Source organism: Thalassolituus sp. ST750PaO-4, assembly GCF_020320405.1.
Classification (GTDB): Bacteria; Pseudomonadota; Gammaproteobacteria; order Pseudomonadales; family Oceanobacteraceae; genus Venatoribacter; species Venatoribacter alkanivorans.
In genome coordinates this window covers 36,788-52,081 of sequence record NZ_JABVCB010000010.1, presented here as the reverse complement: position 1 = coordinate 52,081, position 15,294 = coordinate 36,788, and the positions used below count along the sequence as shown (strand labels likewise).

The following is a 15,294-nucleotide window of genomic DNA, read 5'->3' as shown; positions in this document are numbered from 1 at the left end:
GTCACCATAGCCGGCGTCAGTCGCCCGCCAGCACCATGGCTTTAATTTTTACCGCTTTTTCAAAATGATCGAGACAATGGGTTTTGATCCACCATTCGGCCGCTTCCATCAGCAGGTCCGGATCGTCATTTTTATTGGCGAAAAACGCATAAAAGGATACGCCGACATTATCGCCCTTGGCGGCTATTTTCTTGTCGCAAACCTGCACGACCTTAGCGCGTAGACTGGCTCTCACTGTATTTCTCCGCTGTGTTTCACTGTTTTATCGCCAGGGTCAGCGCGTATTCGGCCAGTTCATCCAGCGTCATATCACCATCGGGTTTATACCAGTTGGTGGTCCAGCTCAGTGCACCGGTTAAGAAACGGCGCAGAATAAAAGGTTCAATCGCCACCATGCCGGCAGCACGGGCTTCGGCCAGCGCATCCAGCCACAGCTGTTCATAAATATCACGCAACTTCAGGATGTGCTGCTGGCTGTCGGGTTTAAGCGAACGCCATTCATACACCAGCACACTCATGGCTTCGCCGGTTTCACCGAGAATGGATTGCAGCTCGCAACGGATCAGTGCCAGCACTTTACCGCGCGGGTCCTGCGCCTGTTGCAGCGCAATGCGCATCAGCGCGGTATTCAGCTGAATGGTCTCTTCCATCACCGCACGCAGAATATCTTCCTTACTGCGGTAATGGTGAAACAGGCTGCCCGACTGTATGCCGATTTCAGCAGCCAGATCACGCACGGTGGTGCGTTCGTACCCCTGCTGTTTAAACAGGCGCGCGGCGGCAGCCAGCAGGCGGCCACGGGCACTGCCCGGGTCGGTAATAACCCCTTCGGCAATCAGTTGTTCTATCACGGGTTTTCCTTATCTGAAGACGTCTGTATGACGAACAGGCCTATTGTAGGGGCAATCCCGGTCAGGCCGCAAAACTAAAAACCAAGCGCTTGCTTGGTTGCTCGATGATTGATAGTCTTAGGCAAACGCTAACAACAGGATTTCACCATGCAGGATACCGTCCGCATCGGCTGCGCCTCCGCCTTCTGGGGCGATACCGGCACCGCCGCCCACCAGCTGGTACAGCAGGGTCAGCTCGATTATCTGGTGTTCGATTATCTGGCCGAAGTCACCATGTCGATCATGGCCGGTGCACGCCTGAAAAATCCCGAAGCCGGTTTTGCCCCGGATTTCGTCCAGACGCTTAAGCCACTGCTGCCGGCCATCGCCTCCCAGGGCATTAAGGTGGTCAGTAACGCCGGTGGTATCAATGTTGAAGGCTGCGCCGCGGCGTTGCGCGCGTTAATCGCCGAAGCCGGGCTGAACCTCAGCGTCGGCACCGTACAGGGCGATAACCTCAGCGCCCGTCAGGCTGATTTTGCCGGCGTAAAAGATATGTTCAGCGACGAGCCGCTGCCCGGCCGCTGCCTGAGTGTTAATGCCTACCTCGGCGCTCCGGCCATCCGCGATGTCCTGGCCGCCGGTGCCGATATCGTCATCACCGGACGCGTGGTCGACAGCGCTGTGGTGCTGGGCCCGCTGATGCATGAATTTAACTGGAGCGAATCCGATTACGATCAGCTCGCGCAGGGTTCTCTGGCCGGCCATATCATTGAATGTGGTACGCAGTGTACCGGCGGTAATTTCACCGACTGGCAGCTGGTTGAAAGCGGCTACGCCAATATGGGCTTCCCCATTGTTGAATGCTCCGCCGACGGCAGCTTTGTGGTCAGTAAACCAGCGAAAACCGGCGGCCTGATTTCGCCTTTTACCGTGGGTGAACAGCTGTTGTATGAAATCGGCGATCCGGCCTGTTATTTATTGCCCGATGTCTGCTGCGATTTTACTCAGGTAAATATCGTCCAGAGCGGCGAGCAGCAGGTCCGCGTCAGCGGCGCCCGCGGTTATGCACCACCGGCCGACTATAAAGTCAGCGCTACCTGGATGGACGGCTTCCGCTGCACCGCGACCTTTATGATTGGCGGGCGCGATGCCGTGGCAAAAGGCCAGCGCGTGGCCGAAGCCATTCTGCAGCGCGTCAGCGTGCTGCATTCGGTACTGGGCATGGAGGCTTTTACTGCGCAGGATATTGAAATTCTCGGCTCTGAAACCACCTACGGCGCCAATGCCCGCGCTGCAGACAGCCGCGAAGTGATTGTTAAAATCGCCGTACGTCACGCCGATAAAAAAGCGCTGGAAGTGTTCGCCCGCGAAATTGCTCAGGCCGCCACTGCCATGGCACCGGGCTTAACCGGTATTGTCGGTGGCCGGCCAAAACCCAGCCCGAATATCCGCTTATTTTCTTTCCTCTGGCCGAAAGCCGATGTGCCCGTACAGATTCAGCTGGATGACAATAAAACAGCCGTGGCTATCGACTGCGCTGACCATGCTCCGCACTGGCCTTCAGCCAAAATTAATGCCGCCGCTGAAACACCCGACTCTGATATCAGCGTGCCGTTAATCAAACTGGCGGTAGCGCGCAGTGGCGATAAAGGTAATCACAGCAATATTGGTGTCATGGCGCGCGATGCGGATTACCTGCCTTTTATTCAAGCCGCACTGGCACCGGAAAATATCGGCCAGTGGTTTGCCCACGTGCTGGCCGATAACAGCGATGTTGAGCTGTTCGCCCTGCCCGGCTTAAACGCTTTTAATCTTTTATTGCGCAATTCCCTCGGCGGCGGTGGCATGGCCAGCCTGCGCATTGATCCGCAGGGTAAAGCCTTTGCTCAGCAGTTACTGGATTTACCGGTTGCGGTAACACCGGACATTGCTGCCCGGGCCGATGCTGAATATCAGCAGCTGCTGAATCGTTAAGGACACATCATGACCATTCTCACCTCAGAACTCGACAGCAACAGCGAACAGTTCCGCAATAACCAGCAGGCCATGCTGGCAGCGCTGGAAGAATTCCGTGCGGTCGAAGAAAAAGTGCGCGCCAAAGAACAGGAAGCGCAGGAAAAATTTCATAAACGCGGCAAATTACTGCCACGCGAACGTTTAAGTCTGCTGCTGGATGCCGGTTCCGAATTTATCGAACTGGGCTCACTGGTTGGCCATAAAATGCACGACGATAAAGACGGCAGCGGTGCCGGTGGTGGCATTATTGCCGGTATCGGCCGGGTTGCCGGTATCCGTTGTTTAATCGTGCTGAATAACAGTGCGATTAAAGGCGGCACCATTTCTCCCGGCGGTCTGGATAAAATCCTGCGTATTCAGGAAATTGCCCGCGACAACAAACTGCCGGTAGTGACTCTGGCGGAAAGTGGTGGCGCTAACCTCAATTACGCCACCGATGTATTTATTCCCGGAGCCAAAGCCTTTGCCAATCAGGCACGCATGAGTGCTGCCGGTATTCCGCAGGTAACGGTGGTGCATGGTAACGCTACCGCCGGTGGCGCCTATCAGCCCGGTTTATCCGATGTGGTGATTGCTGTACGCGGTAAAGCGAAAATGTTTCTCGCCGGGCCACCGCTGTTAAAAGCCGCCACCGGTGAAATTGCCACCGACGAAGAATTAGGTGGTGCCGAACTGCACGCCTGCGATGCCGGCACCGCCGAATATCTGGCCGAAGACGATGCCGATGGTATCCGCATTGCCCGTGATGTCATGGCTGCACTGCCGTGGAACGCCCAGCTGCCCTATCAGCCAGCCGCCGAATTTAAAGAGCCGCTGTACAGCGCTGACGAATTACTCGGTGTGGTTCCGGCCGAAGCCAAGCAGCCTTACGACGTGCGCGAAATTATTGCGCGTATCGCCGATGGTTCAGAATTTCAGGATTTTAAAAACGAATTTGACCAGCAAACCGTGTGTGGATTTTCCCGCATTGGTGGCTTCTCCTGCGGCATTATCGGCAATAACGGGCCGATAACTGCCAAAGGTGCAAACAAAGCGGCACAGTTTATTCAGCTGTGCGAGCAGAACAATATTGCCCTGCTGTTCCTGCATAACACTACCGGTTTTATGGTCGGCACTGAATCCGAACGCAACGGCATTATTAAACACGGTTCAAAAATGCTGCAGGCGGTCGCCAACGCTACCGTACCTAAGCTGTCGATTGTGGTCGGCGGTTCTTATGGCGCCGGTAATTATGCGATGTGTGGCCGTGGCCTTGATCCGCGTTTTATTTTCGCCTGGCCGAACAGCAAAACCGCGGTTATGGGTGGTGCTCAGGCCGGTAAGGTATTACGCATTGTCACCGAAGAAAAACAACGCAAGATGGGTGTTGAGCCCGATGAAAAAATGCTCACGCAGTTAGAGCAGATGACCGCCGCCAAACTGGAAATGGGCTCAACCGCCCTGTTCGGTACTGCCCGTCTGTGGGATGACGGCCTGATTGACCCGCGCGACACCCGCACTCTGCTGATGCATCTGTTAAGCATCTGCCACGAAGCGCAGCAGCGGCCGTTACGACCTAACACCTTTGGCATCGCCCGTTTTTAAACAATAATTTCAGGAAATTTTCTCATGCGTCTGACTCAGGAACATAAAGAACTTAAACGTACCGTTAAAAACTTCGTCGAAAACGAGATTAACCCGCATGTCGACGAATGGGAAAAAGAAGGTATTTTTCCTGCCCATGAACTGTTCAAGAAAATGGGTAACCTCGGCCTGCTGGGTATCAGCAAACCGGAAAGTGCCGGCGGTTTAGGTCTGGATTTTTCTTATGAAATGGCCGCCGCTGAAGAAATGGGCGGCATTGCCTGTGGCGGTGTGCCTATGGCCATTGGTGTGCAGACCTGCATGGCGACGCCGGCCATTGCCCGTTTTGGCAGTGACTATTTAAAAGAGAACTTCCTCGCCCCCGCCGTTGCCGGTGATATGGTTGCCAGTATCGGCGTCAGTGAGCCCGGTGCCGGCTCCGACGTTGCCGCAGTAAAAACCACGGCAAAGAAAGACGGTGACGATTACATTATTAACGGCACCAAAATGTGGATCACCAACTCCACCCAGGCCGATTTTATCTGCCTGCTGGCCAATACCTCAGACGACAAGCCACACTCGAATAAATCCCTGATTGTGGTACCGATGAATTCTCCCGGTATTACCCTGTCACCACGGCTGAACAAACTGGGTATGCGCTCATCCGATACCGCCCAGATTTTCTTCGATAACGTGCGCGTACCACAGCGCAACCGTATCGGTGCTGAAGGTGCTGGTTTTATGATGCAGATGCTGCAATTCCAGGAAGAGCGTATGTACGCCGCCGCCATGTCACTGGTCGGTATGGAAACCTGCATTAACCAGACCATTGATTACTGCCGTGAGCGCCATACCTTTGGTCAGCCACTGATTGATAACCAGGTGATTCATTTCCGCATGGCCGAATTACAGACCGAAGTCGAAGCACTGCGCGCCATGGTATATCAGGCCTGTGAAGGTTATCTGAACGGCGAAGATATGACCCGTCTGGCGTCGATGGCGAAATTAAAATCCGGCCGCCTGACCCGTGAAGTTTCCGACAGCTGTCTGCAGTACTGGGGTGGTATGGGCTTTATGTGGGATAACCAGGTCGCCCGTTTCTACCGCGATAACCGTCTGGGTTCTATTGGCGGTGGCGCTGACGAAATCATGCTCGGCATTATCTGCAAATACATGGGCATTCTGCCTAAGCGTAAAAAATCCTGAGCGGAGGCGGTATGGAATTTACAACCCTGCAACTTGAGCAGCAGCCCTCCGTCTGGCGTGTACGCCTTAACCGTCCGCAGCTCGCCAACGCCATGAGCCTGACCATGGTGGAAGAACTGCTGGCGCTGATGAACAGCGCCCAACAGGCAGACTGCCGTGTACTGGTGATTGAAGGTAATGGCGATCATTTCTGTGCCGGTGGCGATATTAAAGATATGCAGGCGGCCGGTGGCGACAGCGCCCGTCTGGCCGAATTTAATCGCGCCTTTGGTCATATGATCGAAACCGCCAACCGCTTACCGGCGGTGGTTATCTGTGCCTTAAAAGGCGCGGTGATGGGCGGCGGTTTTGGCCTGGCCTGCGTCAGCGATCTGGCCATCGCCAGCAGCACTGCCCGCTTTGCCTTGCCGGAAACCTCGCTGGGTATTTTACCGGCGCAGATTGCGCCTTTTGTGGTGCAGCGTATTGGTCTGACCCAGGCGCGCCGTCTGGCATTATTCGGCAACCGTATAAATGCTGAAGAAGCTCTGCGTTTAGGCATTGTTCATCAGTTGTGTGCCGACAACGACAGCCTTGAAGCTGAAGTAAATAACGCCATTCAGCAGGCGTTAAAATGCGCGCCCGCGGCCACTGCCAAAACCAAGGCACTGCTGCATGCGGTCGCCGATGCTGAACAACCGCTGGCGCAATTACTGGATCAGGCCGCACAGAATTTTGCCGCCGCCGTCATGGGCGAAGGACGGGAAGGCGCAATGGCCTTTATGCAGAAGCGTCCGGCCGCCTGGGCTCAGGCTGCTGTGCAGGAGGAAAAGGCATGAATAAAATTCTGGTCGCTAACCGTGGCGAAATTGCTGTGCGCGTATTACGCAGCGCCAAAGCCGCCGGTTACGAAACCGTTGCCGTTTACTCAGAAGCCGACCGCAACGCACCCCATGTACAACTGGCCGATCAGGCTGTGTGCATTGGTGCCGCCGCCGTTGGCGACAGCTATTTAAATGCCGCACGGATTATTGCCGCAGCACAACAGACCGGTGCCGACGCCATTCATCCGGGTTACGGTTTTTTATCTGAAAATGCCACCTTTGCCCGCAGCTGCGAGCAGGCCGGTATTATTTTTATCGGCCCGTCCGCCAGCGCCATTGAATTAATGGGCAGCAAACGTTTATCGAAAATTGCCATGATCGAAGCCGGTGTGCCCTGCATCCCCGGTTACGAAGGGGCAGATCAGAGTGACGAAGCTCTGCACAGCGCAGCGCTGGTGATTGGTTTGCCGGTAATGCTGAAAGCCTCTGCCGGTGGTGGTGGCCGGGGTATGCGTCTGGTGAATGATGCCGCGACCTTAAATGAACATATCCGCTCGGCCCGCTCCGAAGCGCAGAATGCTTTTGGCAGTGGCGAATTAATTATTGAAAAAGCGGTGCTGCAACCACGCCATATCGAAATTCAGGTATTCGGCGATCAGCACGGCAATGTGGTGTATCTGGGCGAACGCGATTGTTCGGTACAGCGCCGTCACCAGAAAGTAGTGGAAGAAGCACCATCGCCGTTTGTGAATGACAACCTGCGTCGGGCAATGGGCGAAGCTGCCGTAGCCGCCGCGAAAAGCTGCGGTTATTACGGTGCCGGTACGGTGGAATTTCTGGTCGATGCTGAGCAGAATTTTTATTTTCTGGAAATGAATACCCGTCTGCAGGTCGAGCATCCGGTGACTGAACTGGTTACCGGACTGGATCTGGTTGCGCTGCAATTACAGGTTGCACAGGGTGAGACGCTGGGCTTCACGCAACAGGATATTACCCTGCAGGGCCACGCCATTGAGGTGCGTTTATACGCCGAAGATCCGGCCAATAATTTCACCCCGCAAACCGGAAAACTATTACTCTGGCAGGCCGCCGATCAGCACAGCATTAACGATGGTATCCGTATCGACTCCGGTATTCAGCAAGGCCAAAAGGTTACCCCGCATTATGACCCGATGCTGGCCAAGCTGATTGCCTTCGGCCGCAACCGCGAAGAAGCACGGCGGCGTTTATTGCGCACCCTGCGTGAATCGCATTTGCTGGGCATTGCCGATAACCGCGCCTTTTTAGCCGCGATTCTGGCTCATCCGGCCTTTATTAACGGCGAGGCAACCACCGCATTTATCAGCGAGCACCTGAGCGACCACGCCAGCATGCAACCGCTGCAGCCTGAGCTTAATGATCTGGCACTGGCGGCGGCATTAATCGCTGCGCCTCAGGGTTTTACCAGCAGTCACAGTGCGGCACGGCCGCTGAAATTAAAACAGGGCGAAACGGTATTTACCCTCAGCATCCGCCGTGACGGCCAGCAATTGCTGGTTAACCATAACGGCGAAGAATGCGCCCTGCGCCTGCTGGAAAAAACCTCATACCTGCTGCGTTATGAAATTGATAATGTGCAACAAAGCATTGCCTGGGCGGAAGATAACGGCCAGCTCTGGCTGGACACGCCGCGTGGTAACCTGTGCTTCAGCGATGTCACGCTGGTCAGCAGCCGCGTCCAGAGCGCCGGTTCCGATCAGGTGCGCGCGGCGATGGACGGTGCCATTGTTACCGTACTGGCTGAAGTCGGCGAGCGCGTAACGAAAGGCCAGACACTGGCGGTACTGGAAGCCATGAAAATGGAACATCCGTTAAAAGCCGGTGTGGATGGCGTGGTGCAGGACATTCTGGTACAGGCCGGTGATCAGGTAAAAGGCCGCCAGTTGCTGATCCAATTACAGGCAGATGAAAGCGCCGAATAATTCTTACATATTAATAAAAAACAGGAGCTGAGCATGGCCAGCCTCAACAATAAAACCATTATTATTACCGGTGCCAGCCGTGGCATCGGGCGCGAAATTGCATTGGCCTGTGCCCGTGACGGCGCCAATATTGTGATTGCCGCCAAGTCCGACGAGCCGAACCCGAAACTCGAAGGCACCATTCATTCCGTTGCCCGCGAAGTGGAAGAAGCCGGCGGTCAGGCGCTGGCGATTAAAGTGGATGTGCGCAGCGAAGAAGACGTCGATAACCTGATTGCAAAAACCGTTGAGCGTTTTGGCGGCATCGATGCCATCATCAATAATGCCGGTGCCATCGCGCTGGCCGGTGTGGAAAGCACGCCGCTGAAAAAACTCGATCTGATGATGCAGGTAAACTTCCGCGCAGTGTTTCTGCTCAGCCAGAAAGCGTTGCCACATCTGAAAAAATCCGACAACCCGCATATTTTAAGCCTGTGTCCGCCACTGGATATGGACCGTCGCTGGCTGCGTAACCATTCGCCTTACACCCTGACCAAGTACGGCATGTCGATGCTGACACTGGGTATGTCGGATGAATTCAAACGCTATGGCATCAGCGTTAATGCATTATGGCCACGTACCGTTATTCACACCGCGGCAACCTCGTTTGGCGGTAAGCAGTCTTTTGACCGCGCACGTAATCCTCTGATTATGGCCGACGCCGCCCACACGCTGCTGCAAACCAGCGCACGTGAAGTCACCGGCCAGTTGCTGATCGATGAAGATTTTCTGCGCAGCCGTGGTGAAACCAATTTCGATCAGTACCGTGCCAACCCGGACAGCGACAAAACCGACTTAATGCCGGATTTATTTGTCCAGGCGCCGGACGCCTATGTGTATGGCGCACAGCCACCACTGGGCGGTTTAAGCGAAGAATAAGGCAGGATAAATATGAGTCTGATCAGTTTACGCAGCGATGACAGCGGTAAGGTTGCCATTATCTCTTTCGATAACGGTGCCAACACTCACAATCTGCAGTTTGCCCGGGAATTTGAGCAACACCTGCAGGCGGTGGAAGATAATATCGATTTTAAAGCGCTGGTAATTACCTCATCCGATGAAAAAAGCTGGAGCCAGGGTCTGGATGTGCCCTGGCTGATGGGCTCCATTCAGGGTGGTCAGCATGATGATGTGAAAGAATTTATGCACACCATGGATCGTTGTCATGCACGGCTGATGCAGCTTCCTGTGCCAGCGATTGCCGCCATTAACGGCCATACTTTTGGCAATGGCTGTGTGATTGCCTGTGCCTGTGATTTCCGTGTGATGCGCAGTGACCGTGGCTACTTCTGTTTTCCGGAAGTGGATATGAGCATTCCCTTTGTACCGGGTTTAATTGATGTGGTGCTGAAGAGTCTGCCGGCGTATCGCTACAACGACATGTTGCTGACCGGCCGCCGGGTTGGTGCAGCGGAATTGCTCGCCGATAACTTCCTCAGCGCTGCGTTTGAAGGCGGCGAAGCGGTACTGGAAGGCGCACTGGCCTTTGCCCGCACCTTTAATAAAAAACGCACTATTTTTGCCGAGCATAAAAAGCGCTTTCACAAGCCGGTACTGGATGCTTTGCGCGAGAAAAACCCGCCGTTTATTGATGCCATGAAACTGCTCTGAGCAGAGCGCTGAACCGCTGACGCGAACACCTGGCCAGCCGCTCTCTGCGGCTGGTTTCTTCTGACAATTTCATCAGTTTAAATTCTGCTAAAAAAACAAGACCATCGTCTCATATTGTCATACTCCCTTCACAACCACAGGTCTAAGATAGTTCCTGCATGGAAGCTTATCTCCGTTGAGTGATCTCACGCCGCCACCGGAGAGCAATAAAAATAACTCTCCACTCTCTCTGTGAGGTCGGTATGAAAAAACCTTCTGTGCGCGCGCTGACCGCCGCATTATTGCTGTCAGGCACTGCGCTGGCAGCCCAGGCCGAAGACAAAGTCTGTCTGTATGAACATGCAGAATATCAGGGCGCCGAATGGTGTTATGGCGTTGGTGATAACAGCTGGATCGGCTCTTCCCGCAACGACAAGGTGTCGTCCATTAAACTGTACGGCAACAGCTATATCGAAATTTTCGAGCACAGCAATTACGGCGGTAAACACAGCCGGGTGATGGCCAACACCTACAAAATGGGCAATATGAATGACGGCATCAGCTCGTTTAAAGTGCGTAACCGCAACAGCAATGATTTTGCCTGTTTATTTGAGCATCCGGGCTTTCGCGGTACACCACACTGCTTGCAGGCCGGTGAAGGTGAATCCGATCTGAATAATGTATTACTGGGCCGTAACAAAGCCTCTTCGCTGCTGGTTGCCGGTAAAGCCAATGTCGAGATTTTTAATTACCCCGGCTTTAACTACAGCAAAGAAAACCGCATCCTGACGCGCAGCACGTCCAATCTGGAAGAACGTCCGGCCGGTTGGGTTGAAGATAATATCGACTCTTTCCGCGTGACTTCACGCGCACCTACCGCTCAGGAAGCTGCGATCGATATTACCGAAGCCGCCGGTTTCCGCAGCCCTATCCGCGAAACCAATGCTCTGGCAGCCCACAACGCGTTTAACAGCACCGCGTATTTTGGCGGTCAGCTGATTCCCGGCCCGAACCATCGCCGTGCATTAATCGAGCAATTGCAGCTGGGTGTGCGTTTCTTTGAACTGGATGTCAGTAAAGGTGGCAGCTACACCAAGGTCTGTCACTCGGTTGATTGCGGCACCACCTTTACCACCACGCTGCGCCGCATGCTGGGTGAAGTGGACAGCTGGCTGAAAGGGGCCGACGCCAATGACGTGGTGTTCTTCTACCTGCAGGACGATATCAACGGTGACAGCAGTGGCTATCAACAGCTGCAGAACGACGTCGCCTGGCTGGGCGATATCGTCTACACCGCCGGTAGTTGTCAGACCCTTCCCTACGACCTGACCTTCGAGCAAATCCGCCAACAGGGAAAACGGGTCTTTATTTATAAAGATGATGGCAGCACCGGCTGTGATATTGCCAAAAGTGTTGCTGTTAACTTTGAGCAAAACAAAGGTGTCAGTGGCCTGAACGTTTATGAAAATCACTTTAACAGCAGCCGCTATGTACGCTCACAGGAATGCATTAACTATTTCTGTAACGACAACGTCAGCGCTGCAGATGCATTAACCGGCCTGCAGAACGGTATCAACGCTTTTGGTCTGGATATGATTGATGAAGGCGATATGGATAACAGCGGTGACCGCCTGAACAACCAGCTTTGGGCAGTCGGACCGGAAGGTGCAGGCTCAGCCTACAGCAATGGCCGCATTGCCCGTTTCCACGCCAGTGGCAATCGTTTTATGAGCGTTGCTGCCGACAACAGCCTGAACTATGCCTGCCGTAACAACAGCGGCCAGTGGGCCATCACTCAGGCGATGGGTAATGCCGCCAACGGTACCGCTGCATGTGCCGCTGAATATCCGGGCTATAGCTATACAACCCCGGCCAGTGCCTATGAAGCGCGCCTGCTGCGTAATGCCATCACCTCCGGCAGCGACGTGCATGTGAACTTTGCGGTCAGCAATGGTCAGTGGTTGCCGGATCGCTGGTAACAGCGTCTGCCGCTCGGCTCTGACCTTAAAATCCCGCGCCTGCGCGGGATTTTTTATTTCCGCTACAGCACAGAAAACTCTGCAGGCATAATGCTGTTTCCAAAGACAGCAGCCAACATCCGATGCGCAAATCAGGCAAGCCGACCACCGCATTAACTGAGCGCAGTTTTTATCGCGCCGGCCCCGACCATCGCAGCGTACTGGGTGGCGTCATTCCGGATTTTCTCACCATCCGTCAGCTGTTTGATTTTCGCGGTGTCGAAATTGGTCGCTGGGTAACACAGGATGAGCAGGAACATGCCGCGGCCTGTTTCTACGATGCATTGTGTGATTTAGCCCAGATTCTTGCCGGCCAGCCATTACCCACAGCAAAAGCCCTGCGCCTGCGGCGCGAGCTGATCTCGTTACGCGGCACGCTGGCATTGCAATATGGCCGTGGTGGCCGTCCTGGCGTATCGGCCCATTATTCGCCGCTGCAACGCAGTTTTGCTTTAGCCAAAAATGCCGGTCCCGGCAGCATTGCTCACGAATGGTTTCATGCCTTCGACCACTATATGGCCACCAAAGCTTTTACCGGCGCACCGGCTATGAGTTTTGCCTCGTCCCTCTGGCTACAGAATAAAAGCGCGACAGAGCATCCGCTGAATACCTTATTGGGCGACTGCTTTAAAGCCATTCTGCTCAGCGTTGATGGCAACGACCCCAGCCCGTTGTTTATTGCTTCAGCCGCGCAGGATAAAGCGCTGAATATCCACTACTACAGTCAGCCGGAAGAACTCTGCGCACGCGCTTTTGAGGCCTTTATTCAGGACGCCAGTATCAAAAATGTTTTTCTGGTAAAAGGCAGCAAAGCATCGGCGGAAGCGCAATCAGGCCTGTATCCACAAGATGAACAGCGCCGCACTATCAATCTGGCTTTCAGCCGCTACTTCTCCGCCCTGTGTCAGGCATTGCTGCGCCAGCCCACAGAATTCAACCGTTGACCTGAAGCATTTATAAAGCCATTTCTTGTAATCTGGCTGTTGTTGTCCGGTAAGATAAGCCTCAGGATATACGTCAGGCAGTGCACTGTCCGGCAATCCTCAAATGTAACGAGTTGAAAAATATTGTCTTTGGCGCTGGAACTTCTGCCAGAGCTGAGGCAAAGGTTACCCCATGTTATTCGATATCCGCACCCTGGTTGCCGTAATGGCAATCACCACCCTGGTCAGTGCCATCACCCTGTTTTTATTCTGGCGCCTGCTGCCGGAAGAGCGCGGCTTACGCCCTGCTGTATTTGGTGCTGCCTGCCAGTCGCTGGCCACCATACTGATTCTGCTTCGTGGTCAAATTGCCGATGTTTTATCCATCTTTGCGTCGAATATATTATTACTGCTGTCATACGCATTGCTGTATCAGACGATGCGTATTTTTTGCGGTAAGACGACCGAGTGGCGCTTGCCTGCAATCATTATTATTGCTCTTGCCCCGGTTTTCTTATTTTTTCCCGGCAATGAATATCTTGGCATGCGGGTAATCGCCAGCGCGATTGGTATTGGCTCGCTGTGTTTTCTGATTGCACTTGTTCTCTACCGTGAACGACAGCAGCAACTACCAGCCCGCCGCGGTGTCGCCATTGCCTTTGCCGGAGCGTCGGTCTGCAGCCTGATCCGCATTGTTGTGACACTGAAGTACCCGCCCGGCGATATTCATTTTCTCGATAAAAGCGACGATTCCCTGATTTTTATCTGGGGCATTATCCTGGCATTTATTTATGCGTTTTCCATCATCATGATGACGTCAGAGAGACTGCGGGAATCACTGAAACAAAAGCTTAATGATGAGCAGAAAGCACACCAGGTTGCCGAGCGGGCTCTGCAGGAACAGCGGGCTTTTGTCACTATGCTGTCACACGAATTCCGCACACCACTGGCTATTATCCGCGCCAATACCGACGCAATAACCCTGCTCTCTGATCATCAGAACAATGATATTGATACCTCGGTGGAACGGATCAATCGTGCCAATTTACGCCTTACCACGCTGGTTAATGGTTGTCTGAACAACGACCGTGTACAGAATCTTCTGACCGACAGCCAGGAAACCTTCAGTGACGTCAACCTGACCGGTGTATTGCAGGAAGTTGCCGATGAATATGACGTGCAGCTGCACGGTGATAACAGATCACCGATCGTCGTACAGGGTGACCGTGATCTGCTATTTATTCTTTTTTCTAACCTGATCAATAACGCGATCAAGCATTCAACCGACCGCAGAAATATTGAATTTTCCTGGTACCTGGATGCTCACGCCGTACATATCGATGTCACCGATGACGGCCCGGGCATTGCTGCAGAAGCCCGTGAAAAAATATTTGAAAAATACTTCCGCATTAACGCCGACAAGCGCACTCCCGGTACCGGTTTAGGATTGTATTTTGTGCGCGTTATCGCCGGACAACATCATGGAAAAGCAAGGCTGGTCGACGGGGACAGCACCCGTTTCCGCATAAGCCTGCCGTTAAAGGAGAACACATAATGAGCGACATCCGCGTATTGCTTGTGGATGATGAAGACGACTTCCGTGCACCGATCGCCATGATTCTGGCCAGTCAGGGCATGGATGTGTGCCAGGCAGATTCTGCCGAAGCGATGGACTATGTGCTGCAGAGTTATCAGCCTGATGTCATCGTACTGGACGTAAACCTGCCCGGAGAGAATGGCTTTGAAGCAGCCCGGCGCCTGAAACAAAAGAACAGCAGTAAAATTATTATGCTGACCGCTTACGGCGCACTGGAAGATCGCCTGCAAGGTCTGAGCTCTGGTGTCGATTATTACCTGCCCAAACCGGTCGACAGCCGCGAATTGCTGTTAATTATCAGGAACCTGGCCGGCAGACAACAACAGAGTATTCAGCTGCCGCCAGAGGTTCCGGTTCTGCACCAGGAGGCTCCGCTGACAATCCCGGCCGGTGAACAGGTCTGGCAACTTAATCTGCCGGAGTGGCAAATCATTCTGCCGCAAAAAACCACACAGAATCTGAATTTGTCGGAATTAAAATTATTGCTGAAGCTGGCCAAAACGCCGGGGACAGCAATCTCACGCAAAGAACTTTATGCCGCCCTCGGTTTTAAACAATATGCACCGGAAACCCGCAGTCTGGATGTGATGGTGTCACGCCTGCGTCGTCGCTGCAAAGCCGATGGCCAGGAAATGCCGATTAAAACCGTTCACAGTATCGGCTATTCCTTTAATGGTGCGATTGAGATTATCGGCAGCTCAGCCCTGGCCGAAGAAGTTGAGGGCATGTAGACCGCTACCGGCAA

Annotated in this window: 13 protein-coding genes; 11 read left to right on the top strand and 2 right to left on the bottom strand. The window is 53.8% G+C overall.

Annotated features, from left to right (window positions below; translation table 11 throughout):
- Nucleotides 1-16: 16 nt before the first annotated feature.
- Nucleotides 17-235 (bottom strand): DUF6500 family protein, encoded by a 219-nt coding sequence (locus HUF18_RS12140; protein WP_225692383.1) that lies wholly within the window; start codon nt 233-235, stop codon nt 17-19.
- Between the two features lie 19 nt (nt 236-254).
- Nucleotides 255-851, bottom strand: a complete 597-nt coding sequence (locus tag HUF18_RS12135) for a TetR/AcrR family transcriptional regulator (protein WP_186436024.1) — start codon at nt 849-851, stop codon at nt 255-257.
- A gap of 147 nt (nt 852-998) precedes the next feature.
- Here HUF18_RS12135 and HUF18_RS12130 point away from each other — a divergent pair, with 147 nt between their 5' ends.
- From HUF18_RS12130 to HUF18_RS12080, 11 genes are all read left to right on the top strand, one after another.
- Nucleotides 999-2,807: an acyclic terpene utilization AtuA family protein gene (locus HUF18_RS12130; protein WP_225692382.1), complete on the top strand. Its 1,809-nt coding sequence runs from the start codon at nt 999-1,001 to the stop codon at nt 2,805-2,807.
- A 9-nt stretch (nt 2,808-2,816) separates the two neighbouring features.
- Complete coding sequence (locus tag HUF18_RS12125) at nt 2,817-4,433, top strand: acyl-CoA carboxylase subunit beta (RefSeq protein ID WP_225692381.1); 1,617 nt, start codon at nt 2,817-2,819, stop codon at nt 4,431-4,433.
- A 24-nt stretch (nt 4,434-4,457) separates the two neighbouring features.
- Nucleotides 4,458-5,618, top strand: coding sequence for an acyl-CoA dehydrogenase family protein (locus tag HUF18_RS12120; protein ID WP_145470655.1), 1,161 nt, complete (start codon nt 4,458-4,460; stop codon nt 5,616-5,618).
- Nucleotides 5,619-5,629: 11 nt separating this feature from the next.
- Nucleotides 5,630-6,436, top strand: coding sequence for an enoyl-CoA hydratase/isomerase family protein (locus tag HUF18_RS12115; RefSeq protein WP_225692380.1), 807 nt, complete (start codon nt 5,630-5,632; stop codon nt 6,434-6,436).
- Complete coding sequence (locus tag HUF18_RS12110; protein ID WP_225692379.1) at nt 6,433-8,382, top strand: acetyl/propionyl/methylcrotonyl-CoA carboxylase subunit alpha; 1,950 nt, start codon at nt 6,433-6,435, stop codon at nt 8,380-8,382. Before HUF18_RS12115 ends, HUF18_RS12110 begins: the two co-directional genes overlap by 4 nt.
- 33 nt (nt 8,383-8,415) lie before the next feature.
- A complete protein-coding gene (locus tag HUF18_RS12105) occupies nt 8,416-9,300 on the top strand; it encodes an SDR family oxidoreductase (protein WP_225692378.1) in 885 nt (294 codons plus the stop codon).
- 12 nt (nt 9,301-9,312) lie between these two features.
- Nucleotides 9,313-10,032, top strand: a complete 720-nt coding sequence (locus HUF18_RS12100) for an enoyl-CoA hydratase/isomerase family protein (protein WP_145470649.1) — start codon at nt 9,313-9,315, stop codon at nt 10,030-10,032.
- Nucleotides 10,033-10,274: 242 nt separating this feature from the next.
- Nucleotides 10,275-11,990: a peptidase inhibitor family I36 protein gene (locus tag HUF18_RS12095; protein ID WP_145470648.1), complete on the top strand. Its 1,716-nt coding sequence runs from the start codon at nt 10,275-10,277 to the stop codon at nt 11,988-11,990.
- Nucleotides 11,991-12,112: 122 nt separating this feature from the next.
- Nucleotides 12,113-12,973: a CLCA_X family protein gene (locus HUF18_RS12090; RefSeq protein ID WP_145470646.1), complete on the top strand. Its 861-nt coding sequence runs from the start codon at nt 12,113-12,115 to the stop codon at nt 12,971-12,973.
- Nucleotides 12,974-13,145: 172 nt separating this feature from the next.
- Nucleotides 13,146-14,507, top strand: a complete 1,362-nt coding sequence (locus tag HUF18_RS12085) for a sensor histidine kinase (RefSeq protein ID WP_225692377.1) — start codon at nt 13,146-13,148, stop codon at nt 14,505-14,507.
- Complete coding sequence (locus tag HUF18_RS12080) at nt 14,507-15,280, top strand: response regulator transcription factor (RefSeq protein ID WP_145470643.1); 774 nt, start codon at nt 14,507-14,509, stop codon at nt 15,278-15,280. Before HUF18_RS12085 ends, HUF18_RS12080 begins: the two co-directional genes overlap by 1 nt.
- Nucleotides 15,281-15,294 lie beyond the last annotated feature (14 nt).